This window comes from Pseudomonas tremae, assembly GCF_001401155.1.
Taxonomy (GTDB): Bacteria; Pseudomonadota; Gammaproteobacteria; order Pseudomonadales; family Pseudomonadaceae; genus Aquipseudomonas; species Aquipseudomonas tremae.
Genome location: NZ_LJRO01000384.1, coordinates 169891 through 192778, shown reverse-complemented (window position 1 = coordinate 192778; position 22888 = coordinate 169891). Strand labels below are relative to the sequence as shown.

The following is a 22888-nucleotide window of genomic DNA, read 5'->3' as shown; positions in this document are numbered from 1 at the left end:
GTACCTACCGGCTCAGTGCCTCCACCAGTTCAGGCGTCACGTAATGCGGGCCGTCGAACAGGTACAGCGGATAGCCGTCATAGGCGTCGATTTGCGGTTGCAGTTCGGCGGCGGTCGCCGAGCGAAAACCGCCACCGACCTGTGGGCGAAACGCTTCGACGATGATCCTTACCCGGTTTTTGCCCAGCCGTTTGCGCAAGGCATCGGCATAGTTTCGGGCGACTGGTGCGGTTCGGGCATAGACACCCACGCCGTCCTGAAAGAACACTCCGATGTCATCCGGCAGCCAGGTTTTCAGCCAGTCGGCAGTGGCGGCAGGGCCGATGTTGGCACCATCGTAAACACTGATCCACAACGGTCTTGGCAGTTTTGCCAGCAGGGCAGGTAACTCCTTGGCGCGGCTCCAGCTGGGGTCGACCTCGGCCGGAAAGTACCAGCCCGTGACATTGAGCGGGGTTTTGGCCTTGGCCATTTGGGCGGAGAGCAACGCCAGCTGTTCGATATTGTCCCGCGAGCGATTCTCGCTGAAGTACCCAGCCAGGCCCAGAATCACTTCCTGCGCCCAAGGCTGTTTGCCGATGCGCGACCAGTCCGGCACTACCGGCACGGTCGGCAGGCCTGCGCCGGGTATGAAGGATTGATCATCGACCGCCGTCCACTGTACGAGCAATTGTCGTGCGCCGAGCTTGTCCCAATCGCCGCTGATACCTACCGTCGCATTATCCGGTTGCCAGACAATGCCGACGATTCCAGGCCCCTTGGGCTGTATCAACTGGTACAGCTCGCTGGAAACAAAGGTCAGCGCACTTATCAGCACGGCCGCCAGCGAGGTCTTGACCAGCGTTGTCTGGCGTAGCAGTGCGGTCAAAACCTTCAAACATTACTCCCTGATAGATGATTCGCGATGGTCACCACGAAAATGTCATGCGTGCGAAGACGCCTTCTGCACGATCATCACCGAAGATTTTCTCGCGGTATTGCACCGAGAAATCGACATACGACTGCGGTGCCTTGTACGTATCCTCGCGGAACCAGTAGCGTACGCCGGTCCCCACGCCCAAACCGCCGGCGTTGCCTGATGACGTGCTGCTGCGGCCGAGGGTGTCGACCTCGCTGCGCATCTTCGAATCGTAGTCCACTGCTGCGACCACATGCGGAAACACCACCAGCCGCGGGCTGATGCTGTCCAGGCGGAAGCTGCGGCCGACCTGCCATTCGCTGTTGAAATAGTTGCGTTTGTCCTGCAGATAACGCCCACCTTCGGCGTAAAGCTGCGAGGTCCACCAGCTCGGTACATCGACCCGCAGGTCGGTGCCGATGCTGGAACCATAACCCAGGCGCACCAGCCAGTCGCCATCGGCATTGGAGTTACCCAGAGGGAACGTGCGTTCGAACGCGCCGATAATGTTGACTTCGCTGAACGGCTTGGCCCGTATCCCGAGTGCGCCTTGCAGGGCATCGGCGCCGGTATCGGACTCGCCGCTCTTGCTCCAGAGGGTATCGGTCACACGTCCATAAAGCTCGACGAAGCGCGCATTGCGATAACCGAACGGGCGCCAGAACACTTCGGTGCTGTTCTGCACGCTGTCGGTGTTGCTGGTCGGCGCGCCGTTGAGCCCGCTGCTGGTGCTGGCACCGCGATAGGTCGTGGTATTGGTCAGGCCCCAGACGCGAGACAGGTCGGAAACGGCGCGGCGAGTGTCGAACACTTGCTGGGCCGGCATCTGCAAATCGCCGGCCCGCTGATAGTCGAGCACTCGTTTGAACCAGGCGATGGCCTGAGCATCTTCCGATGTGCGCATGGCGGTGTAGGCCGCATCTTGAACTTCACGAGGCTTCAGGCCTGCCTGGCGATCAACGCGCTTGAACGTGTCCAGCGCGCCCTGATCATCGCCTGCCTGGCTTAGGAAATACGCAATCTGTACCTCGTCGCCCGGTTGCAGCTCCCCGGCATCGCGGGCTTGCTGCAGACGTTGCAGGGCCTCTCTCGGCTGGCCCATCGTGGCATACAGCGAGGCTTGTTCGCGCAGCGGCAGGTTGCCGACGGCCAGTGCCTGAGCAAAGTCCTGACGCGCACCGTTCTGGTCGCCGAGGCGTTGACGCAGTTGCCCGCGCTGGGCGAGCAGGGTGGCATCGTTGCCATTGAGCGCCAGGGCTTCGGTGGCGGCAGAGCGCGCCTCTTCGTATTGCCCTTGCGCCATCAGCGCGCTGACCAGAAGTTTCCGGTAAGCCATCTGTTTCGGAAAGCTGCGGACCGCATCCCGTGCCTCGCTGACAGCTGTTTCGTTGTCGCCGCGTGCCAGGGCCTTATAGCCTCTGGCCGCCTTGTCGACCGCGACCTGTTCCTGAATAGCCTGCAGACGTCGGGTCAAAGCCGGTTGCGGCCCCAGTGTCTGTTCTGTTTCCCGGATGGCTGTCTGTGCATCGTCGAGACGCTGCTGACGTTGCAGGGCCTCGATCAGCATCATGCGGTAATCCAGGTTTTTCGGGGCCTGCGCAATGGCATTGCGGGCATGCCTTGCAGAGCCCCCGTAATCACGATTGGTGTATGCGCGCAGCGCCTGATTGCCTTCCAGGTAGCCGGGCTTCGGGCGTGCCTTGGGGAAGCGTTGCGGATGATCGCGACGGTATTTGTCGCGCTCGGCCAGAGCAATCAGATCGCGCAACTGTGCAGCATCGGCCCGCTGACGCAACGCTTCGTTGGCCTTGGCGATAGCAAGGTCGTAGTCCTTGCGGTTGTAGGCCATGTAGGCTTCGTTGGCAATGGCGTACGCAGGACCGGTCAATGGCAACGGCAGAGTTTCTGCTTGGCTGAACGGTGAAGAAAGGCTCAGGCCGGTCACCAGCAGCGACAGGATGAAGGGGCGCTTCATAGTGGCTGCTCCGTTTGAGCATCAGATTGGTAATGGTTGTGCTGACGTGCCACAGCTTCTTCGATAGTTGCGCGTGGCAGCACGCCGATATCGACCAGGTAATCGCCGATTCGGCCATGTACATGCGGTCGGTAGCCGAGCATGGCTTTGCGGAATACTTCGCGGTCCAACAAGCCTTGTTCGACCAGCAGATCGCCCAGCAACGGAGCTGCCGATGGCAATGGCAGCCCGTCAACTGCGTTGAGCTGACGCAACTGCGTGACGATATCGCTTTCGCGTGCAATCAACTGCACCGGTTCGGCGCCCAGTTGCTCGGTAATCTGTTGCAGCCCCTCTTCTGAAAGCGGGCTCGCCACAGCGATTTCCTGGCGACCCAGCGCATTGATCTGCAACGGCACGACACGCCAGCGCACGCAGAACTCATCGGCCAGCGGGTTGTTCGCGGAGCGTTTGCCGGCAATGTCGAACACCCGCGGCAGATCGTTTTGAAAGGCGATGGCTTCTGCCAGGGTTTCATCGTCAAGCCAGCCGTGGCTGAGCAGAATACGGCCCAGCGGCATCTGGCGAGTCTGTTGCTCGGCCAACGCGGTCTGAAGCCTTTCATCGTTGATGGCTTGCCAGGACAGCAGCACGCTGCCCAGACGCCGGGGTGCGACGGCTACCAGGTCGGTGGACGGGAAGTCGTGCATGGTCTTGTCCCAGACCAGTTTGCGATTGAGCACCTTGCCGACCAGAAACATTCGCCAGGCCCGTGCCGCAGCCATGAAATTGACGAAGTTGCCGACCACCATGCGCGGTATGGACAGCAAGCCGTGCTGCCAGCCATACAGCGCAGTGGTGAAGTAGCAGCGATGTGCAATCCGCCACAACAGTGCAATGCCGTTGGCCACCAGCAGGTATTGAATCAGCCCGGTGGTTTCGAACGGTGTCGGGAAACTGGTGTTCCAGACGCCACTGGAGCGCAGAACGATCAGCGCCAGCAACTGAATGAGGATCAGGTACGCGATGATGCTGATAAACGACGTCACTACGCCCTTGCGGTCGCGAAACAGCAGGTAACGGTTTGCCAGCGAGCCGGTCCATCCCATCTGCTCCCAGCCTTGCAGGCCGATGCCCAAGGTCCAGCGCGCTTTCTGACGAAACGCAGTGCGAAACGTGTCCGGAAAGAACTCGCGGACACAAAGCGGCATTTCCAGCGTTGATTCATATGGCTTGCGGAACCACGACTTGCGCAACACCCGAAACTGCACCGGGAAACGCACAAAGATCGCCTGCATGCCGTACTTCGCCAGTCGGGCGCCTACATCGTAGTCCTCGGTAAGGCTTTCGGTGTTGAACGGCTGATTCTGGTTTTCTTCGGCCAGCACCATCAGTGCACGCCGCGAGAAGCACGTACCGACACCGGCCGACGGCACGGTATCGGTCATGCTTTCGCGGACCACCAGGTCCTTGCCGTGCCATTCGGCAAACTCGTCCATGTAGGTGCCGGCTACCCATTCGTACCAGTTGCGCTCAAGCGATACCACCGGCAACTGGATCATGTCCTTGCGCGGCAACAGGTAATTGAACAGGCGCAACTCAAGCGGGTGCAATACGTCTTCGCTGTCGTGCAGGATGGTCCCGGCGAATTGCACGGCATGCGTCTTCTCGTACAGGAAGATCGCCTGAATTACCCAGTTCAGGCAATCAGCCTTGCAGGTCGGACCGTCATGCGGCACTTCCACACGGTGCAACTGCTTATAGCGACGGCGCATGCGCTCCACTTCATCTATGGTGCGCTGGTCGTTGATGTAAGTGCCGACGAAAACCACGTAGTTCTGGTAATCGAGCGTCGACACCATGTTCTCGATCATCGGCGCGATGACGTCGTATTCCAGCCATGCCGGGACCATGATTGCCAGCGGCTGTTCGTCGCGGGCAATCAGTTGTTCGGCGGTCAGCGGCCGGTAGCGGCGTTCGGCGGTGAACTTGCGGTACAGCCGCCTGGCCCAGTACCAGATGTCGATGATCAGGTCGTCAATACTCGAGACGAGAATGATCAGCCCGACGATGATCGTCGCGACTTCCAGCACGCTGTAGTAATGGGCCAGCCAGTAAGGCCAATAAAGCGACGTCATTGAGGCGACCCGTTACGAGCGATTGCGACGGGCGCTACGGCCAGCCAGCAACAGAATGAGAAAGAGCACGATGCCGGCCGGAATCAGCCACAGCAGCGACGGTTTGCGCCAGGCTTCAATGCCGGTGACTTCTTCGTCCTCGATCATCTGGCTGCCAGTCGGATCCTTGGCGTCAAAGGTGGCGAGCGAGCCGCTGTCGGACAGCAGTGCAGCATTGCCGCGCTCCAGCAATACCGGACGCTCGAAGACCGGTGCCTGACCGCCCAGGGTGCGATAGACCATGCCGTGCTGACCGCCAGCTTCGATCACTTGCAACGAGGCCACATGATTCAGGGACTTGAGGTCGAGCAGCGTTTGCTCTTTGTGATTGATCAGCAGGTGCCCATCGCTGCTTGCCTTGACTGACTCGGCGCCGTCTTTGATCGGCAACTCAAACGCCAGGAAGGATTTGCCCGGTGCTACCGCAACGCTTGCATCGTCGCTGACACTGAGTTGCGCACGCAGTGGCGAGACCCCTGAGGCACTGGCGATACGAATGACCTGCGGCAGGCTGCTGGCCGGGCGCTCGAGATAACCTTTAGGCACCATCACCTGAGTGTCGGTCGCAAACCGCGCCGCCATGCCCGAGAAATTCTCGTCGGGGGTGATCTTGTCCAACACTACGTGGCTGGTCGGCAGTACCGAAATCGGAAAGGCCTGAGGCGTTTCCAGGCACTGGTTGCTGACCGGCTGACGCTGGAAGGAGACCCGCAGGGTGTTCTGCGCTGCCAGCGCGTATTGCGGAATTCTGGCTTCGATGCGTTCCTTTTTGCCGTCGGCAGTCAGTTGCATGGCGCCGATCAGGTAATCGTTGAGGAACAGCGTCGCAACCGGCGGTGTTCCCGACGCGCCGGGTGCCGCGGCGACGTCTATCATCGCGGTCACCGGTACGCGACCGTCATAGGCCACACTGCCCAGCGGGAACGAGGCGCTCCAGTCGGTTTTCGCCAGTACATCGACCGTACCGGGCTTGCCGCCGAGACGGGTCAGCGCAACACGACCGTCTTCGCTGAGGGGCATGGCTGCCTCTTCGCCAATGGTCAACTGGCGATTGCGTGCCAGTTTGTTCCACGCCGAGCTGAACAGGCCGATGGCCTTGCTGGCCGACTCAGGCTTGATCATCAACAGCGCACGATTGCCCAGCAGGGCCAGGCTTACGTCCTCGGAGCTGTTGGCGAGCGGTTGCTTGATATGACGCTCGCGCCACTGGCCCAGCGCGCTGGCAGCCGATGCATCGAGGCCCTGCACCTGTGCCTGAAGGGCGTTCAGTGCATCATCGATTGCCTTGAGCAATTGCGGATCGCTGATGGCCATGTCCGCCTGCAACGCAGGGGTTTGACCGAGCATCAGCAAGGCGCCGATTTCTGCCGGGTCGCGCAACGTGTACTGGCCTTTGCCGTCGAGGCTGGCAAACGCGGGTATTTGCTTGAGTTCTGCAGGGATGTTCAGGTTGCTCAGGTCCACGCTGTCCTGAACTGCCGGGAATGGCAGGATGCGCGCCTGTTTGCCGATTCTTTCCAGCGCCACACCCAGACGCCATGCGGCGTCGTAGCTGGCACTGGACAACGTGCCGGGCGCGACCATCAGGCCCGGCTTGCCCGGCATGGCATTCCATGCCGCACCTACATCCTGCAACTGGCTTGCGTCGTAGCTGTAAGTCAAGCGCGTGTGCGGATCGATGCGCAGTACGTTACCGATGGCGCGCTGGTCTTCGCAGAGCACCTTCGAAATGACCGAGGTCCAGGCAATGCCCAACCGGACCGAGCCGTTTTCCCGCGCCGCCTTGTCAACACCCAAAACCGTACTGGCATTGCCCTGTTCTTCGTTGAGGCCCATTGCACGAACCGGATAACCGTCCAGCGACAGCAACAATGTGTTGCGGCCAGCTTCACCGTTCAGGTAGCTGGCGTCGAAGTTCAGCGTTGCATCGGTCAGCGGCACATTGGCTGGCACCGGCAGGTAAAGCTCCCGGCGCGCGTCAGTGGCTCCGAGGATGATCGGGCGATCAATACCCAGCTCGCTCAGCTCGATCACTCGTTCCTGACGATTGTCGGCAGTGATCCTGTTGATCGCCTGGGTCAGAGGGCTTTCTGCAGCCAGGGCGAATGCAGGCATCAGCGCCAGCAGGGTCATCCCGCAGGCAAGGACGTTCAACGCGCCCGTGTTTACGGTAACGGAAGATTTCATCGGACAGATCTCGCTAAGGGCTCAAGGCCCTGGGTCTTGATGCAGGCTACTGATCCGCATAAACGTTTTCGGGTACCTGACCAAAGTCAGATACCCGTTACGCTTGCCGACTGCATCCTGCGAATTCGTTAGGTGTTGGTGTGTGCTGAATGCGCAATGCGCAGTTTTTATCTAGCCGGCCATCGAGCGCATCTGGACGTGCTGGTGCTGAGGCTTGATATGGGTGTCAGGCTGAGCACTGTGCAGGTCGAGACGTTGACGCGGCAACTCAGCGACAAATTCTTCTACCGGACGGCCCATCAGTGCGTCGACAATGCGCGCACTGGCTCTGCCGTCTCCGTACGGGTTGGCTGCACGTGACGCGTTCTGCCAGAGAATCTGGTCATCAAACAGCGCATTCACGCCGCGAATAATCGCGTCCGGCTCTGTGCCTACCAAGCGCACGGTGCCTGCAGCAACGGCTTCCGGGCGCTCGGTGACGTCGCGCATGACCAGCACCGGCTTGCCCAGTGACGGTGCTTCTTCCTGCACGCCGCCGGAGTCGGTGAGAATCACGTGGGCGCGCTGCATCAGACGCACGAACGACAGGTAATCAAGCGGCTTGATCAGATGAACGTTGGGCAGATCACCCAGATGTTCGGTCACCGGACCCAGAACATTGGGGTTCAGGTGTACCGGGTAAACGATCTGGATATCGTCGCGCCGGGCCAGCTCAGCCAGGGCTTTGCAGATATTAAGGAAGCCATCACCGAAGTTCTCGCGACGATGTCCGGTGACCACCAGGACCTTGCGTTCAGGCACCAGAAACGAGAATTGGCGATCAAGCGCATGGCGCAACTGGCGGTTGCTGTCGATCCGCTCGGCCGTCAGATGCAATGCGTCGATGACCGTATTACCTGTCACAAAGGACACACCTTGCAGGCGCTCGCCCAGCACGTTGCGGCGCGACTCGGCAGTGGGGGCAAACAGATGATCGGAGATCAGGTCGATGCAGCGACGATTCATCTCTTCAGGCCAAGGCTGACGAATGTCGCCCGTACGCAAGCCGGCTTCGACGTGACCAATGGGAATGCGGCGGTGAAACGCCGACATGGCAGCCACCATTGCTGAGGTCGTGTCGCCGTGTACCAGAACCTTGTCTGGCTTCAACTCGTCAAGAATCGGGTCGATGGCCGCGTAAAGCGCAGCGGTCAGGGAATTCAGAGTCTGCTCAGGGCGCATCACATCAAGGCTGTAATCAGCCTTGAGCTCGAACATGTCCAGTACCTGCTGCAGCATGCTTTGATGCTGGCCAGTGATGCAGATTCTCGAATCGATACCTGGCTCGGCGGCCAGAGCTCTGACCAGAGGAGCCATCTTGATGGCCTCTGGACGAGTGCCAAAGATTGAAAGAACCTTCATTCTGGGGTGCTGACCAGCCATTGATTTCCTCCAGCGCTGTCTAGCGCTCTGCACAGCAATGAGTCCGGGCTGCGGACAGCTCGTTGGGTGTGCGAGTTGATGAATTTCTCGGGCGGGAAAAATCGGAGTTAATACTCGATGTTCACTTCAGTGTGATGTAGCCATTTGCCTTGTTACCCGGATTTGGTCGGATTATTAGCAGAAGAAATTAGCAAAGCCAAACTTTTTATTAACTATTTTTCAATGTGTTGATTGGTCTGAACTTTCATTTTTAAGCACGGTCAGTGGAAGGTTTAATGGCCCTGGTTGGGCGTTTCGGCCAGTGATTGCAGGGGTTTAGCTCCGCAGTGGCGCGGGCTTGATGAGTTTTAAAGTGTGACTAGGTGCGATGCAAAGTGTCGGTGATGGCAAAAAGTTCAAATAAAAAATGGCGCACTGTGAAGTCCCTCACTACAGCAAAATCCTGACGCCTGTTTAATGACATTTACAGAAATGCGGTTCACAAAAATGGCGCTGCTATTATGACGGTGAGGAACTTTAATATGTAAGGTTGCCGAAGCGAAGGGGCAAAGCGAGGAGTGCATATGTCGCGTTACATACTGTTGGCGTGAAACTATTCATTTGAATGTATGAGGGGTGGAGTTGTAGCAGGTGCCACGCCTCTGAGCAATCTATAAATGAGAATGATTAGCGACCCCCCTGCGAAAGGCCGCTATCCACGGTGGCTGTCAGCTCTGCGCAGCGGAAGGCTCCGACAGCTCGTTGAGCGCCGTGGCGTTGTTTTTGAACGCCGCTGCGAAGACAGCCCGGTTTTTCGCCATGTAAATGCTCGCGTCCTCTGCGTGCTTCTCGGAAATCCCCGGTACGTTCTTGACCAGGACGTCAGTGAGAAGCTCGGCCAGCTCGAGCATTTGATCGTGCGCATCGGCGAGTTTACGGTCCACGAAAGTAGTCTCCAGATCGCGGGTACTGCGGTAAAGGGTTTCAACAGCCATTTTGGCCTCGTCGTCTTATCCAGTGTTGAAAGGGCTAGACCCGGACGTTCAGCGCTTCACGCTCTGACCAGCGGGTGATGCAACAGCAGTGATCGTGCATGACCAGCGTGCCGGTCAGGTAGAGCAGGGCACCCCGTTGAAGGCTGTTCACCGACGCGTATGCATGTGAATCCCTGAGTACTGTGTTTTTATACAGTAAAAACAGGATTGCAATCAAGCACTGTATGAATGATGGCCTTTGACTACCTTTTTTCCGCTGCAAATGTGCCTTGCGACATCCCGTCACGCTCTCAACCATAGCCTATGGCCCTGTTCCTGCTTTAGAAAGCAGGCTACAAAAGGTCATCAGTCCTCGGCATCATCCGATCGGCATAAACGAAGGTTCAGAGGTAGAGCGTCATGGGAAACAAATGGGCAGTAAAGATAAGGCACCGTGTGCATGGCCAGGCCGAGTCACTGGGCAACCTGTGTGTCGAAAGCTTTCACTTTCTGGCGCTGTTCGCGATCGGCGCAATCACCGCCTGGGCATCAGTAGTCGCTTTTTTGGGAATGATCGAGAAAGGCAACGTCACCGTTGATGACATTCTGCTGCTGTTCATCTACCTGGAGCTGGGGGCGATGACCGGGATTTATTTCAAGACCAACCACATGCCCGTGCGTTTTCTGATCTACGTCGCGATCACCGCACTGACTCGCCTGTTGATTTCCGACGTGTCCCACCACAACCCGCCCGACATCGGCATCATCTACCTGTGCGGCGGTATTCTGCTGCTGGCGTTCGCGATTCTGGTTGTACGCTATGCATCGTACAAATACCCTTCGGCAAAAATCCCCGACTCATCCAGCGCGGTCAAAGGTGCCGTGACGGAAGAGAAAGGCGAGGTCTGATCGACGCACTGGCGGCATCCATGAAAGATGTCGCCAAGCGCCTGTCACCGATAAGAGATGCCTAGTTGAGCCAGGCTCCGGCATGCCAGTGCCAGCCATCACCCGCGCTTTCCCAGTGCGGATGCACATAGCGATAACCGGGACGTTCCGCTTCCCAGTGACCGTGAACCGGCACGTATCGCTCACCGTTCCAGTGCCAGTAACCGCGTGCCCATACATAGCCGGCGCGAGGCGCAGGCTCCACTTCGATCACGCGTTCTGGTGGCGCTTGCGGCGCAATCACTTCCTCGACGTATTCATGATGTACGTGTGATCGTTCATGCACGACCCGCTCCTCGACACAACCTGACGCTATCGCAAGCGATGCGATCAATACCCCGTAACGTAAGAACATGTTGCCTCCTCGGAATCATCCGCAGGTGCAGTGGCGCTGAACGTCATGCCCAGTCGCTCGAATGTTTCTGCAAGGATTGTTTTAGCAGGTCGTATCTGTACTTTTGCTGAACCTGAGGGAGGGCACGTGGTGGCGCAAGGCCTTGATTATGTTCACTTCCGAGATGGTTTGCTGCTTCAGGGGCGGGTTACATCAACTTGCAAAACGGCAATATGCTTGGACATTTCAAGCTAAGCGATGCGGAGCATCCAGCCACCCAAGCACTCCGAAGCGTTGATCGAGCAACTGGCCAAGGCCATGATGCTCGACCCCAAAACAGGCAAGCCAATGCCAGGCTCACCTGTTTACAGCAAGAAAGACTGATGGTCAGGGTGAGTGCGCATCAAGCCCCGGCGGTCACCGTTGCCTGATTTCGTGACCACGGACCATTCGCAGGCATTGTTGTTTTCTGCAGTGTCGCGTTATCGGTCATCGCCGCGAGGAACTTGATCGCACTCTCGCCGCGCTCGATGGCGATGCCGAACTGCACGCTTTCGATAAGCTTGCGCAGGCGTTGTGGGTCGTTTCGCTGTGCGGCGCTGATCAGGCGCTTGGCAACAACTCCACACTCGTTGGAAAGAGTCAGCATGATGCTGCCGTCCAGCCCTTGAATGCTCAGATTCACCCGATAATCGGGGTGAAAAGTGTCCGTGATCATCTGAAAAGGATTGTCCATATCATTCACCTGCTCAATGGTTCTGCGTAAGTTGACCGGGTATTCGTCCTTTTGGTTCTCGATGACAGATCAGCGGTTGCGTTACTCCTGCGCTTGCTGCTGATGGGTTTTGATGTCATCTTTCGCGTTAATGATAATTTTTCGTGTTTGAGAAGCGTTGACGTATGCGTGACTTTTCCGCCGTTGATGACGATTTGCGTCGTCGCCAGCAAATGACCGAGCTCTATAGCGATCACCATGCGTGGTTGCACGGCTGGCTGCGGAAAAAGCTGGGCTGCTCGCACCGGGCCGCTGACCTCGCGCATGATGCTTTTGTGCGAATTCTTGCTCTGACCGAACCGCTCAATTTCAAGGAGCCGCGCGCTTTTCTGGCGACGACCGCCACGCGGCTGCTGATTGACGGGACCCGGCGACGCAAGGTCGAACGTGCTTACCTGGACGCACTGGCGTTGCATGCCGACGAAGCCAGCATTCCTAGCCCTGAAGCGATCCACGTCGCACTGCAGATACTGGAGCGGGTCGCCCGGATGCTCGAAGGCTTGCCCGAGAAACCGCGGCAGGCCTTTTTGCTCCATCGCCTTGATGGACTGACGTACAGCGAAATCGCCACTCACTTGGGTGTGTCCTCCAGCATGGTGAAGCAGTACATGGCAAGCGTCATGGTGCACTGCTACAAGACACTGCACGGTTCGGGCCATTTTGCATGAGCGACATTCGTGAACCCTCCGAGCTGATGATCACCGAGGCCGCTTCCTGGTTGGCTTTGATGCATGACGAACCGGTAAGCGCGGCTGACAGAACGGCCTTCGAACAATGGCGCCAGGCTGACCCCGCACACGAGCTGGCGCTGTCGCGGATGCAGTCGCTGTGGGGCAGTTTCGATGAGTTGTCCGACCCTCCGAAGCGTGCTGCACTGCGTCAGACTTTCGTGTCTGCGGGACCGAAACCGACCTCCCGCATTGTCCGGGCAGTGGCATTGATCGGTGTTCTGGTGTGTGGCTGGATGGGCGCTGAACAACTGCCGGTATGGATGGCCGATCAACACACTGAGGTTGGCGAAAGACGACAATTCGCTCTCGCCGATGGCAGCCAGGTGCAGCTCAACAGCGGTTCGGCACTGAATGTAAAATTCGATGGACGGCAACGCGTGGTCGAGTTGCTGCAAGGCGAACTGTGGGTTGAGATGGCCAAAGATGTGCAGCGACCGTTTGTGGTGCGCACCGATCAAGGCACGATCACCGCACTGGGCACACGCTTTCTGGTGCAGCGGGGAGAGGAGGGCACCACTGTCAGCGTGCTGGAATCGGCTATTGCCGCTCAAGCCAACACGGCAGACGTGGTGAATGTGGCCACCGGTCAGCAGGCTTTGCTCAAGGATGGGCGAGTGCAGGTGCCGCATCCCCTGGACAACCAGGATCCTGCGGCCTGGACACGTGGCTTGCTCAAGGTGGATGACCGTCCTTTGAGTGAGGTGTTGCGAGCCCTGGCGGTTTACCGCCACGGTATGTTGCGTTTTGATGCACAGGCGCTGGAAGGCCTGCGCGTATCAGGCGTATTCCGCCTTGATGACACCGACGCTGCGTTGGCTACTCTGGCCGATAATCTGCCGATCACGGTCGAGCGCTTCACCGACCTGCTGGTAATCGTCAAACCGACGAATCGATAAGCCGCGGGTCAACGGCGCCGACAATGAAAAAGGGCGAACCCTCGCAGGTTCGCCCTTTTATTTGCAAAACGTGTCAGCCATACCTCAGCTCAGACGAGCAGCTTCTTTCTCCTGCTCTTTTTCCAGAAATTCTTCTTCAAGCAATGCATCCGGGCTGACCGGATCGTCGTCCTGCTCGGCCAGAGCAGGCGCGGCACTGCGCTTGCCGCGCAGCTTGCCAAACAGGTGCTCCAGAGCGTGATCAAGCTTCACGGCAGCACCGTCCACGGCCTGATCTACCGTATCGGCCTTGTGGGAAACAGAAATGGGCTGGTGACCTTTGGGCCGGGCTTCCATCTGGCACTTGATGTCGTGCGGGCCGGGCTTGTCGCCGTTTTCATCGCGGATATGGACTTCCACGCGAGTCAGGTTTTCATCGTAATGTGCGAGCGTGCTTTCAACGGTGGTACGAACCCACTCCTCCAGTCGGATACTGCTTTCGATGTGATTATCGCTATTGACCTGGATTTGCATAGTTAATCCTTATTAGGGCTTGCTCGTGTGAGGCTGGACAGTGCGATCCCGTGCGGAATCGATTTCGTTTGCGCTCATTCACAGTGTTGGCGCCAATGGACAGACAATTCAACCCCAATGTGTAAGAAATATTTCGACGTAAAATTTCTGACGATCATTTGAATGTAAATCCCTCTCATTCCCTGTCCGTTTTGCGACCGTGTGCGTCATGGCTAAGGAAACCCAATCGATACCAAGGATCTGTCATGCCCCGTCCCGCCAGTTCGCTGCACCCCTTGGCACTTGCCGTTCTGATGGCCTGTGCGGCGATGCCGTTGCACGCAGCCGAATCCTCAGTACCGAATCAGGACGTCACTGCGGCGCGCAGCTTTTCGATACCGGCCGGGGATCTGGGCCAGGTGCTCAATAGCTTTTCGGAGCAGGCGGGCCTTGCGCTGGCATTCGACCCGGCGCTTACGCGGGGTAAGCGCAGCACCGGGCTGCAGGGTACGTACAGCACCGACGAAGCGATTGCCCGGTTGCTCGGCGGCAGTGGCTTGCGCGCGAGGGCATTGTCGGCCAATCGCTATCGCATCGAGGCGGCGCCGGAGGCTATCGAGGGTTCGATGGAGTTGCAGGCCACCAACATCAGCGGCGCGTCTCAATTCGAGACCGCCCACCGGGCCCGTGACCGGTTATGTGGCTACACGCGGGCTGTCGGCGACCAAGACCGACACAGCGCTGATCGAAACCCCGCAATCGATTTCGGTCGTGACCAAGGATCAGATGAAAGCTCAAGGGGCGGAGAATCTCAGTCAGATGTTGCGTTACAGCGCCGCTGTGGTGCCTGAGACACGTGGCTCTACGGCGTCGCGTCTGGACATGCTGAGCATCCGTGGCTTCTCGCCCGAGTTGTATCTGGACGGCCTGCGCATGCCAGGCAATCGCGACGCCGCGCCGCAAAAGGACGCGTTCGATCTGGAACGGGTGGAAGTGCTGCGCGGTCCTGCATCTGTGCTGTACGGTCAGGCCAGCCCCAGCGGGGTGGTGAACATGGTCAGTAAGTTGCCTACCGACACGCCATTTCATGAGATCGGCCTGACCTACGGCACCTTCAACAAGAAACGCACCACCTTCGATTTTGGCGGCCCTGTCGATGATCAGGGCGTTTACTCTTATCGTCTGTCCGGTCTGTACGATGATGCCGACGGCCAGATCGAACACACCGAGACGCGTCGTCAGTCTATCGCCTCGGCATTCACCTGGCGGCCTGATGACGCCACTTCGCTGACCTTGCTGGCCAATTATCAGAGCGACCCCAAGGGCGCTTCTTATGGCTCCATGCCTGCTTACGGCTCAGTCGTGAACAGTCCGACCGGGCGGCACATCGACTTCGATTTCTATGATGGCGAGAAAGACTTCGAAAAGAGTGACCGTGAATATCACGCAGTGGGTTACATGTTCGAACATCATCTGAACAACGTCTGGACCTTCCGCCAGAACGCCCGCTATATGCGCAGCGAAGGGCTTTATCGAAGTATCTATAACGGCTGGGGCACTCTGGAGACCGACTATCGCACCTCCCGGCGGGCCACCATCGCCACTGACGTGAACCTGGATTCGTACACGCTCGATAATCAGATGCAGGCCAGTTTTGACACCGGCCCGCTGCAGCACACGCTGTTGCTGGGTGCGGATTACCAGAACACCAGCACCGACACCAAGGCCGGCTACGGCACAGGGCCGACGCTGGATATCTTCGATCCGGTCTATGGTTCGCCCGTCGAGGTGCCTGCCTATACCGAGTCCGGCACGCAGCGTGATCAGCAGAAAGGCTTGTATCTGCAGGAGCAGTTGAAGTGGGACAAGTGGGTGCTGTTGATGGGCGGTCGCTACGACTGGGCAGAGAGCAGCAACAGTTCCAGCAACCTGACGTCGCGCGTAAAAACCCGGTCTTCTGCCGACAGCGAAGCATTCACCGGGCGCATGGGCCTGGTTTACCTGTTCGATAACGGGTTAGCGCCTTACGTCAGTTATTCGGAATCCTTCGAGCCGCAGAGCGGTACAGGGCTGGATGGCTCATTGTTCGATCCGACCGAAGGCACGCAATACGAACTGGGCGTCAAATACCAGCCGCCTGGCAGCAACAGTTTTATCACTGCCGCGATTTTCGACCTGCGCCGATCCAACGTGCTGACCCAGGACCCGGAAGGCAACATGTGCAATGGCTCGGTGTGCCAGGTGCAGACCGGCGAGGTGCAGTCTCGTGGTTTCGAACTGGAAGGCAAGGCCAGTCTGAACGACAACCTGGACATCACCGCTGCTTATGCCTACTTGGACAACCGGGTGACCAAGTCCAATAACGCGGTCAACGTGACGTCAGGCATCATCGATGACGCGCCGGGACGTGAAGTGGCGGTCAAGGGCACCACCGCGCCTGCGATCCCCCGCCACACGGCATCGGCATGGGCTGATTACACGTTTCATGACGGGCAACTGAAAGGTGCTGGCGTGGGCGGCGGGGCGCGTTATGTGGGCGCAAGCTGGGGCGATGAAGCCAACACCTTGAAAGTGCCGGGTTACACCTTGTTCGACGCTGTCGTGCATTACGACATTCCAAACATCAGCAACACGATGGACAACCTGCGACTGGCGCTGAACGTCACCAACCTGACCAACAAGGAATACGTCGCGTCCTGCTACACGTACTCATGGTGCTGGTACGGCTCGCAACGCACCGTGCAGGCGAGTGCTACCTATCGCTGGTAACAGGAGTTTGCTTCTCGTTACTCACGCTTCAGCGTGGTACTGCATTTCGTGACGCCCCGCGTCTGCGCGGCGCCACTTGCTGAGGATCGGACGCAGAGCGTCCGGAAATGCATGCCCACGCGGAGCATGGGCACGATTGTTTCTCCAGACCGTAAGTGTTTCTCCAGGCCGCATGGTACTGCTCTTGAGCCCTGTGTTTTTCTGAAAACTAGAATGCGACCGAGGTCTGCACATACACGGTGCGTGGTTCGCCGACGTATTTGCCGCGGTTGTTGTCGTCAAACGAGCGGGTGTAATACTGGCGGTTGAAGATGTTTTTCATCCCGACTGCGACGTTGAGGTCCGACAGCTGCGGACCGAAATCGTAGTTGGCGCGGGTACTGAACAGCATGTAGCCAGGGATCTTCCCGGTGCTGCCATCGGTGCTTTCCGCTGCCGTGTTGGCGTTGTCGGCAAACTGGTCGCTCTGGAATGAACTGTCGAAGTTCAGCTTCCACGGCCCTTCGGTATAGCTGACGCCCATCGTGCCTTTATGCTTTGACGAGAACGGCACACGATTGCCCTTGTTCGGCCCGTCTTCGCGAATAGTCGCGTCAACGAACGCATAAGTTGCGTAGACATCGTAGCCCGCCAGTATCGGGCTCAGGCCTTCCAGTGCGTAGTTGACGCTGGTTTCGATCCCTTGATGACGTGTCTCGCCGCGTGCAATCACCGTGTCGTTGGTCTGGTTGCTGTCGTACTGGTTGTCGAAGTTGATCAGGAACGCGCCGATTTCAGCCCGCAGGTTGCCGTTGTCGTAGCGTGTGCCCAGCTCCCAGGTGCGTGCTTTTTCCGGTTTGACCTCATCCCCGGTAACGCGATTGGGCATCTGGCTGTACTGCACGCTGCCGAACGAGCCCTCGGTGTTGGCGTACAGGTTCCAGGTGTCGGTCAGGTGATACAGCACGTTCAATGCAGGCAGCGCGGTGCTGTAGTCGCCTTGGTATCGGGCGTTGGTCAGGTTGTTGTTCTGCGCAGTGTCGATCATCTCGTAGCGCACGCCCGGCGTGATGGTCCACTTGCCGATGTCGATCCGGTCATCGATATAGAATGCATGCGCTTCGGTGGCGCCCCGAGTATCGCGGTCGTTGCGGCTGGCGGTGGTCGGCAGGTCGCCCGTCACAGGTTCGCGATAGCGCAGTTCATGACCGGCTTCGTTGATGTAGCGATAGCCGACGCCCACTTCATGCCAGGTTTCACCCAATGCGAAGCCTTGCGAAAAGCGTGTTTCCAGACCGCGCACCCAGTATTCACGGGGCGACAGGGACACAAAGCTGCCTTGGTCAAGGTAGCCGCTGCGCAAGGTCTTGGTGAAAAACGTGTTGGCGGTGAACACGCGTGCATCCTGTTCGTAGCGATAGCCGAAATTGAACATCGTGCGACGGCCCCAGAATTTGTCTTTGAGACGCGTCGACTGGTACGGGTCTGCATCGTAGTCAGCCACGTTCAGCCCGCCGGGCATCTGCGCTTCGCCGTCGTAATACTGAGCCATTGCATTGAGGCTATTGGCCTCGTCGATCTGGTACTTGCCTTTGAGGATCAAGTCGTCGATCTGGGTATCGCTGTGCTCGCGCCAGTCACCGCCACGTACACCGGAATACAGAATCGCGCCGCCCAGGCCATTGTCTGCCGTGCCGCCTGCCAGCAAGTTACCGGTGGTCTTGAAGCCGTCATGGCTGGACGACGGGCTGGTTTCGGTCTGTATGCCGCCTTTGAGCGTGGGTGCGTCGGGGATGGCGCGGGTCACGAAGTTGACGATGCCGCCCACGTTCTGCGGGCCATAGCGCACTGCGCCACCGCCACGCACCACGTCCACTGCGTCCATGTTGCCCATGCTGATCGGCGCGAACGACAGCTGTGGCTGACCATAGGGCGCGAACGGCACCGGGATACCGTCCATCAATACCGTGGAGCGTGACGCCAGGCGCGGGTTGAGGCCGCGGATGCCGAAGTTCAGCGCCATGTCATGGCTGCCGGTGCCGTTATTGTCCGGTGCATTGACGCCGGGAATGCGATTGAGCACCTCGCGCGCCGACGTCGCCCCGACACGCTCGAACTCCTCACGGCGGATCACGTCACGCGCCCCGGGGTGTTCGAAAACATTGGTCTGCTGCGCCTCGCCCAGCCAGTCACCGACCACTGTGGAAACGCCCAGCTCAATCGGTGCGCCAGCTGCACTGGCCGATTGCAGCGTGAAACCGTTGTTGCCATCACCCACCGCCTGCAGACCGGTCCCTTCAAGCAAGGCATTGAGACCTTGTTCTGGCGTGTATTGACCTTCCAGCCCACGACTTTTCAAACCGCTGGTGACCTGCGAACCATAGGAAATCAGCACGCCCGACTCTCGGCCGAACTGGCTCAGCGCAGCTTCAAGCTCGCTCGGCGCAATGTGATACACCTTGGGCGCCACTTCCGCAGCGTATGCCATGGATAAGCTGCCGACCGACAGGCTGGCGCCAAAAATGACATGGCGCAACGTGCGCACCAGCGGTGAAAATTGGGTAGGGCGGGCTGACATGCAAGAGTCCTTTGACCGGAAGGTTGAGAGATGCTTTCCCTGTCTGTCACGCGAGCAACAGAAAACGGCTCACGGTTTTTGAAATTATTTTTCAAGGTCCAACTTTCGCTTCTCGCGCACGTAAAAGCGCTTTTTTATCGCGAAGGAATCTGACGAAGTCGGGCTGTAAACTGGAGCGAGGCGCTTCTGCGCTTAGGGCGTGGGAACCAGCAATTACTATCAAGCCCGCGCCTGCACGTTCACCCAGTACCGGGTGAAACGCTGCACGCGCACGGGGAGGGCGAGCTGGAGCATGTCGAGGATGCGCTCGCTGTCGGCCAGCGGATAGCTGCCGGAGATCAACAGGTCGGCCACCTTCGCGTCGCAGTTCAGACGGCCGCGCCGATAACGACTCAGCTCTGCGAGGAAGTTGGACAGCTTCATGCGCGACGCCACCAGCATGCCGTCGGCCCACGCACCGTTGCTCGCATCCACCGTCTGCACGCTGGTCCAGGCATCTCGGCTGAACGTCACCTGTTGACTGGCCCGCAGTATCAGGCTCGGGTCGCTTCTGTTGGCCGGGGCGATTTCAAGCGTTCCGGCAAACACCGCCAACTGCGTCTGGCCGTCCAGTTGACGCAGATTGAAACGGCTATTGGCTGTCGAAGCCCTGATTGTGCCCTCGGCGCTCAGCAGCTTCAGCGGACGCGCGTCTGCCGACGCGGTCATGAGGATTTCGCCCTGCAAGAGTTTGATCAGACGCTGCTGTTCATCGAACCGCACATCGACCGCGCTCGCTGTATTCAATTGCACCTGACTGCCATCGCCCAACGCCACTTTGCGTTGTTCGCCAACAGCACTGCTGTAGTCGGCCAGCATCGGTTGCAGGGCAATCTGCTCGCGCAGACTCCAGCCTGCCACCGAACCCGCGCCGAGCAGCAACAGGAGCTTCAATGCATGCCGGCGGCCCGCGGATTTCGGTGCGCCGAGCGCCGCATGGGCCAGCGGCGAGGACAGACCGCTCAGGCGCTGATTGACCCGTTGCATGTGCGCCCAGGCCCGCTGATGTTCAGCGTGGCCGTTGAGCCACGACTGCCAGGCGTGCTGGCGTCGGGCATCCAGCGCACCCTCCTGCATTTCCAGCAGCCAGCCGACTGCCTGCTGCGCGACGGCAGGCGAAATGTCGGATTTGTTCAGGGAGTCGTTGCTCAGGCTCATAGGGCGAAGTAGCAGCGCAGCGCGGCCTTGTTCAGGTGACGTTTGACCGTGGCGATGGAAATATCCAGCTCGGCGGCGATCTGGCCGTGGCTCAGGCCATCGACCTGCGACATCAGAAACGCGCGCTTGACCACTGTCGGCAGGCCATCCAGCAACTGGTCCAGCTCCACCAGGGTTTCGAGGATGATTGCTCGTTCTTCTTCTGAAGGCGCCACGCTTTGCGGCAGCTCGCACAGCGCCTGATAGTAGGCGCGCTCCAGATCCTGGCGGCGGTAGTGATTGCTCAATACGCGTTTGGCGATTGTGGTCAGGAATGCACGAGGCTCTATGATCTGCGCGCTGTCTCGTGCGCCGAGCACCTTGATGAAGGTGTCCTGGGCAAGGTCCGCAGCGTTGTGAGGGCAGCCGAGCCTGCGCCGCAACCAGGTCGTCAGCCAGGTGTTATGTGCCTGATACAGGCTTGCGACAGAGTGATTGAGGGCAGAATGGGCGGTGTGCATCTCGGAGAACAATCCACGCGATTCGATAATGGCGACGATTCTGGCAGACTCTTTTGCGTATGAGAATATTTATCATTCATATTGCGCTTCATTTTTCCAGGCCGTGATGGACAGCGCCCAGCACCTGCCGGTATTCGCCGGGCGTTGCCCCCACGGTTTGACGAAAGCGGTTGCTGAAATGGCTGGCGCTTGCGAAACCACAGGCCAGTGCTATTTCGCCAAGGGGGCTGACGGTGTGTCGCAGCAACTGGCGAGCCTGTTCGATGCGCCGTGCCAGCAGGTATTGATGCGGCGGCAGGCCGAAGCTTTCACGAAACATGCGAGCGAAGTGGTATTCCGAGAGCGCACACATGCCCGCCAGTTGACCAAGGCTTAGCGGGTCGGCCAGGTGCATTTCGATGAAGTCCACCATATGACGGCGCAGGTGCGGAGCCAGCCCGCCTTTCAGGCGCAGCCCCTCCCGCATGCCCGCCTGACTGAGCAGCGCATGGCTGACCATCTCGTGCGCCAGGCTGCTGGTCAGCAAGCGCTCAGCGGGTTCTGTCCAGTTCAGGCGGATCAGTTGCTGGAAGCGATCAGCCTGTACTTCATCGTCGAGAAACGTGTGCTCGCGCAGTTGCATCTCACGGGGCTCGCGATCCAGCAACGTCACGCAGCCAAGGGCGAAGTGTTCCGGGCTGAAATACAAATGCGCCAGGCGGATCTCTCCATTCACCACCCAGGCCGACTCATGGCCTGCAGGCAATACACAGAGTTTTCCCGGTGAGCCTTTCTGATCAGGCTGGTCGCGGCGGAAAGTGCCGGTGCCGTCTGCGACGTAACACGACAATGTATGGTGAGTCGGTGCGTGATATTCCTGCGAGTCATGCCGATTGTTCCACTGCGCAGCCATCAACCCGTCGCCCAGCGGCGCGCTCTGCTCCAGACGGGCATGGGGGGAGCTGCTCAAGGCCTGAAAGACCTGAATGGAGTCGATGGCTGACATAGTGATTCCTCTAGGCTTCGTATCCTACCCGCAGCCCATGCCGCTGCCATTACCTGTTGAATCAAAAGCGCAAGATTATGCAAACGGGTTGCATGCCCGACGCAGCAGACTGATGGCTCATTGAGGAGCCTGCATCATGAACATTTCGCTTTATCTGCTGACAGTGCTGATCTGGGGCACGACCTGGATTGCCCTGAAACTTCAGCTCGGTGATGTCGCCATTCCGGTCTCAATCGTGTATCGCTTCGCACTGGCGGCGCTGGTGCTGTTCGCGTTTTTGTTGCTGAGCAAACGTCTGCAACCGGTCAATCGTCGTGGTCAGTTGATCTGTCTGGCGCAAGGCGTGTGCCTGTTCTGTGTCAACTTCATGTGCTTCTACACCGCCAGCCAATGGATACCCAGCGGCCTGATCGCTGTGGTGTTCTCGACCTCAACCTTGTGGAATGCACTGAATGCGCGAGTATTCTTTCGCCAGAAAATCGCTGGCAATGTGCTGGCTGGTGGCGCGATGGGCTTGCTGGGGCTGGCGTGTCTGTTCTGGCCCGAGCTGTCCGGGCACAGCGCCAGCCGCGAGACCCTTGTAGGTCTGGGCCTGGCCCTGCTGGGCACGCTGTGCTTCTCGGCAGGCAATATGCTGTCGAGCCTGCAACAGAAAGCAGGGCTGCGCCCGCTGACCACCAATGCCTGGGGAATGTTCTACGGGGCAAGCATTCTGGCCGTTTACTGCCTGCTCAGCGGCACACCGTTCACGTTTGAGTGGAACACGCGCTACGTAGGCTCATTGCTGTTTCTGGTGATACCCGGCTCGGTGATTGCCTTCACCGCCTACCTGACCCTGGTCGGGCGTATGGGCCCGGAACGCGCTGCTTACTGCACCGTGCTGTTCCCGATAGTGGCGTTGAATATTTCGATGTGGGTCGAAGGTTATCAATGGACGCTGGCGGCCCTGCTGGGGCTTGTGCTGGTAATGGCGGGGAATGTGCTGGTGTTCAGAAAACCGCGTGTCAAACCTGTCGTTGCCATGAAGCTGGCTGCCGGAGGCGTGTCCTGAAAGACGGAGATGTGGGCGTGATGCCTAGTACTTCTGCTAGTTGAGCGACGGCAATGCTCGTC

Annotated in this window: 17 protein-coding genes and 2 pseudogenes; 6 read left to right on the top strand and 13 right to left on the bottom strand. The window is 58.8% G+C overall.

Annotation, left to right across the window (positions count from 1 at the left end; translation table 11 throughout):
• Positions 1-4: 4 nt before the first annotated feature.
• The 6 genes from ALO43_RS22130 to ALO43_RS22105 all read right to left on the bottom strand — a co-directional run bounded on the left by ALO43_RS22130 (position 5) and on the right by ALO43_RS22105 (position 9612).
• The gene (locus tag ALO43_RS22130) at positions 5-877 is read right to left on the bottom strand and encodes an alpha-amylase family protein (RefSeq protein ID WP_005891287.1); all 873 of its coding nucleotides are present in this window, start codon (positions 875-877) and stop codon (positions 5-7) included.
• A gap of 31 nt (positions 878-908) precedes the next feature.
• A complete protein-coding gene (locus ALO43_RS22125) occupies positions 909-2873 on the bottom strand; it encodes a bacteriophage N4 adsorption protein A (RefSeq protein ID WP_054998054.1) in 1965 nt (654 codons plus the stop codon).
• Positions 2870-4990 carry a glycosyl transferase family protein gene (locus ALO43_RS22120; protein WP_024671363.1) on the bottom strand — a complete coding sequence of 707 codons (2121 nt, stop codon included), beginning with the start codon at positions 4988-4990 and terminating at the stop codon, positions 2870-2872. The genes ALO43_RS22125 and ALO43_RS22120 overlap by 4 nt, the downstream gene beginning before the upstream one ends.
• A gap of 12 nt (positions 4991-5002) precedes the next feature.
• Entirely contained in the window at positions 5003-7216 is a 2214-nt protein-coding gene (locus ALO43_RS22115) for a cellulose biosynthesis cyclic di-GMP-binding regulatory protein BcsB (RefSeq protein ID WP_054998053.1), read from the bottom strand.
• 171 nt (positions 7217-7387) lie between these two features.
• Positions 7388-8638 (bottom strand): non-hydrolyzing UDP-N-acetylglucosamine 2-epimerase, encoded by a 1251-nt coding sequence (gene wecB / locus ALO43_RS22110; protein WP_053481652.1) that lies wholly within the window; start codon positions 8636-8638, stop codon positions 7388-7390.
• Positions 8639-9345: 707 nt separating this feature from the next.
• A complete protein-coding gene (locus tag ALO43_RS22105; RefSeq protein ID WP_005891294.1) occupies positions 9346-9612 on the bottom strand; it encodes a YebG family protein in 267 nt (88 codons plus the stop codon).
• Between the two features lie 399 nt (positions 9613-10011).
• Here ALO43_RS22105 and ALO43_RS22100 point away from each other — a divergent pair, with 399 nt between their 5' ends.
• Positions 10012-10500, top strand: a complete 489-nt coding sequence (locus ALO43_RS22100; RefSeq protein ID WP_005891296.1) for a phosphate-starvation-inducible protein PsiE — start codon at positions 10012-10014, stop codon at positions 10498-10500.
• A gap of 61 nt (positions 10501-10561) precedes the next feature.
• Here ALO43_RS22100 and ALO43_RS22095 read toward each other — a convergent pair whose 3' ends face one another.
• Positions 10562-10894: a YXWGXW repeat-containing protein gene (locus ALO43_RS22095; protein WP_024671361.1), complete on the bottom strand. Its 333-nt coding sequence runs from the start codon at positions 10892-10894 to the stop codon at positions 10562-10564.
• A 243-nt stretch (positions 10895-11137) separates the two neighbouring features.
• Here ALO43_RS22095 and ALO43_RS31635 point away from each other — a divergent pair.
• Positions 11138-11257, top strand: a pseudogene (locus ALO43_RS31635) (sel1 repeat family protein); the annotation flags it as partial.
• Between the two features lie 19 nt (positions 11258-11276).
• Here the strand turns inward: ALO43_RS31635 and ALO43_RS22090 are convergent.
• Positions 11277-11609, bottom strand: a complete 333-nt coding sequence (locus ALO43_RS22090; protein WP_005891299.1) for a DUF3509 domain-containing protein — start codon at positions 11607-11609, stop codon at positions 11277-11279.
• A gap of 164 nt (positions 11610-11773) precedes the next feature.
• On the opposite strand from ALO43_RS22090, the gene ALO43_RS22085 reads away from it, so the two are divergent.
• Together ALO43_RS22085 and ALO43_RS22080 are read left to right on the top strand one after the other, a co-directional pair.
• Positions 11774-12316: a sigma-70 family RNA polymerase sigma factor gene (locus ALO43_RS22085; RefSeq protein ID WP_005891300.1), complete on the top strand. Its 543-nt coding sequence runs from the start codon at positions 11774-11776 to the stop codon at positions 12314-12316.
• On the top strand, positions 12313-13275 hold the full coding sequence (locus tag ALO43_RS22080) for a FecR family protein (protein ID WP_053931908.1): 963 nt from the start codon (positions 12313-12315) through the stop codon (positions 13273-13275). The genes ALO43_RS22085 and ALO43_RS22080 overlap by 4 nt, the downstream gene beginning before the upstream one ends.
• A gap of 84 nt (positions 13276-13359) precedes the next feature.
• Here ALO43_RS22080 and ALO43_RS22075 read toward each other — a convergent pair whose 3' ends face one another.
• Entirely contained in the window at positions 13360-13788 is a 429-nt protein-coding gene (locus tag ALO43_RS22075) for an HPF/RaiA family ribosome-associated protein (RefSeq protein ID WP_005891304.1), read from the bottom strand.
• 245 nt (positions 13789-14033) lie between these two features.
• Here ALO43_RS22075 and ALO43_RS22070 point away from each other — a divergent pair.
• Positions 14034-16536, top strand: a pseudogene (locus ALO43_RS22070) (TonB-dependent siderophore receptor).
• Between the two features lie 208 nt (positions 16537-16744).
• On the opposite strand, the gene fecA reads toward ALO43_RS22070, so the two are convergent.
• From fecA to ALO43_RS22050, 4 genes are all read right to left on the bottom strand, one after another.
• Entirely contained in the window at positions 16745-19093 is a 2349-nt protein-coding gene (gene fecA, locus ALO43_RS22065; RefSeq protein ID WP_054998052.1) for a TonB-dependent Fe(3+) dicitrate receptor FecA, read from the bottom strand.
• Between the two features lie 219 nt (positions 19094-19312).
• Positions 19313-20290 (bottom strand): FecR domain-containing protein, encoded by a 978-nt coding sequence (locus ALO43_RS22060; protein WP_054998051.1) that lies wholly within the window; start codon positions 20288-20290, stop codon positions 19313-19315.
• The gene (locus tag ALO43_RS22055) at positions 20287-20790 is read right to left on the bottom strand and encodes a sigma-70 family RNA polymerase sigma factor (RefSeq protein WP_005891311.1); all 504 of its coding nucleotides are present in this window, start codon (positions 20788-20790) and stop codon (positions 20287-20289) included. Before ALO43_RS22055 ends, ALO43_RS22060 begins: the two co-directional genes overlap by 4 nt.
• 88 nt (positions 20791-20878) lie before the next feature.
• Entirely contained in the window at positions 20879-21775 is an 897-nt protein-coding gene (locus ALO43_RS22050) for an AraC family transcriptional regulator (RefSeq protein WP_024690113.1), read from the bottom strand.
• Positions 21776-21911: 136 nt separating this feature from the next.
• Here ALO43_RS22050 and ALO43_RS22045 point away from each other — a divergent pair, with 136 nt between their 5' ends.
• A complete protein-coding gene (locus ALO43_RS22045) occupies positions 21912-22826 on the top strand; it encodes a DMT family transporter (RefSeq protein ID WP_005891313.1) in 915 nt (304 codons plus the stop codon).
• Positions 22827-22888 lie beyond the last annotated feature (62 nt).

What these genes read in the sequence shown, in the direction of transcription:
- ALO43_RS22125 (WP_054998054.1), bottom strand. Translation starts at nt 2,873, where the DNA reads ATGAAGCGCCCCTTCATCCTGTCGCTGCTGGTGACCGGCCTGAGCCTT.
- ALO43_RS22120 (WP_024671363.1), bottom strand. Translation starts at nt 4,990, where the DNA reads ATGACGTCGCTTTATTGGCCTTACTGGCTGGCCCATTACTACAGCGTG.
- ALO43_RS22115 (WP_054998053.1), bottom strand. Translation starts at nt 7,216, where the DNA reads ATGAAATCTTCCGTTACCGTAAACACGGGCGCGTTGAACGTCCTTGCC.
- wecB (WP_053481652.1), bottom strand. Translation starts at nt 8,638, where the DNA reads ATGGCTGGTCAGCACCCCAGAATGAAGGTTCTTTCAATCTTTGGCACT.
- ALO43_RS22105 (WP_005891294.1), bottom strand. Translation starts at nt 9,612, where the DNA reads ATGGCTGTTGAAACCCTTTACCGCAGTACCCGCGATCTGGAGACTACT.
- ALO43_RS22100 (WP_005891296.1), top strand. Translation starts at nt 10,012, where the DNA reads ATGGGAAACAAATGGGCAGTAAAGATAAGGCACCGTGTGCATGGCCAG.
- ALO43_RS22095 (WP_024671361.1), bottom strand. Translation starts at nt 10,894, where the DNA reads ATGTTCTTACGTTACGGGGTATTGATCGCATCGCTTGCGATAGCGTCA.
- ALO43_RS22090 (WP_005891299.1), bottom strand. Translation starts at nt 11,609, where the DNA reads ATGGACAATCCTTTTCAGATGATCACGGACACTTTTCACCCCGATTAT.
- ALO43_RS22085 (WP_005891300.1), top strand. Translation starts at nt 11,774, where the DNA reads ATGCGTGACTTTTCCGCCGTTGATGACGATTTGCGTCGTCGCCAGCAA.
- ALO43_RS22080 (WP_053931908.1), top strand. Translation starts at nt 12,313, where the DNA reads ATGAGCGACATTCGTGAACCCTCCGAGCTGATGATCACCGAGGCCGCT.
- ALO43_RS22075 (WP_005891304.1), bottom strand. Translation starts at nt 13,788, where the DNA reads ATGCAAATCCAGGTCAATAGCGATAATCACATCGAAAGCAGTATCCGA.
- fecA (WP_054998052.1), bottom strand. Translation starts at nt 19,093, where the DNA reads ATGTCAGCCCGCCCTACCCAATTTTCACCGCTGGTGCGCACGTTGCGC.
- ALO43_RS22060 (WP_054998051.1), bottom strand. Translation starts at nt 20,290, where the DNA reads ATGAGCCTGAGCAACGACTCCCTGAACAAATCCGACATTTCGCCTGCC.
- ALO43_RS22055 (WP_005891311.1), bottom strand. Translation starts at nt 20,790, where the DNA reads ATGCACACCGCCCATTCTGCCCTCAATCACTCTGTCGCAAGCCTGTAT.
- ALO43_RS22050 (WP_024690113.1), bottom strand. Translation starts at nt 21,775, where the DNA reads ATGTCAGCCATCGACTCCATTCAGGTCTTTCAGGCCTTGAGCAGCTCC.
- ALO43_RS22045 (WP_005891313.1), top strand. Translation starts at nt 21,912, where the DNA reads ATGAACATTTCGCTTTATCTGCTGACAGTGCTGATCTGGGGCACGACC.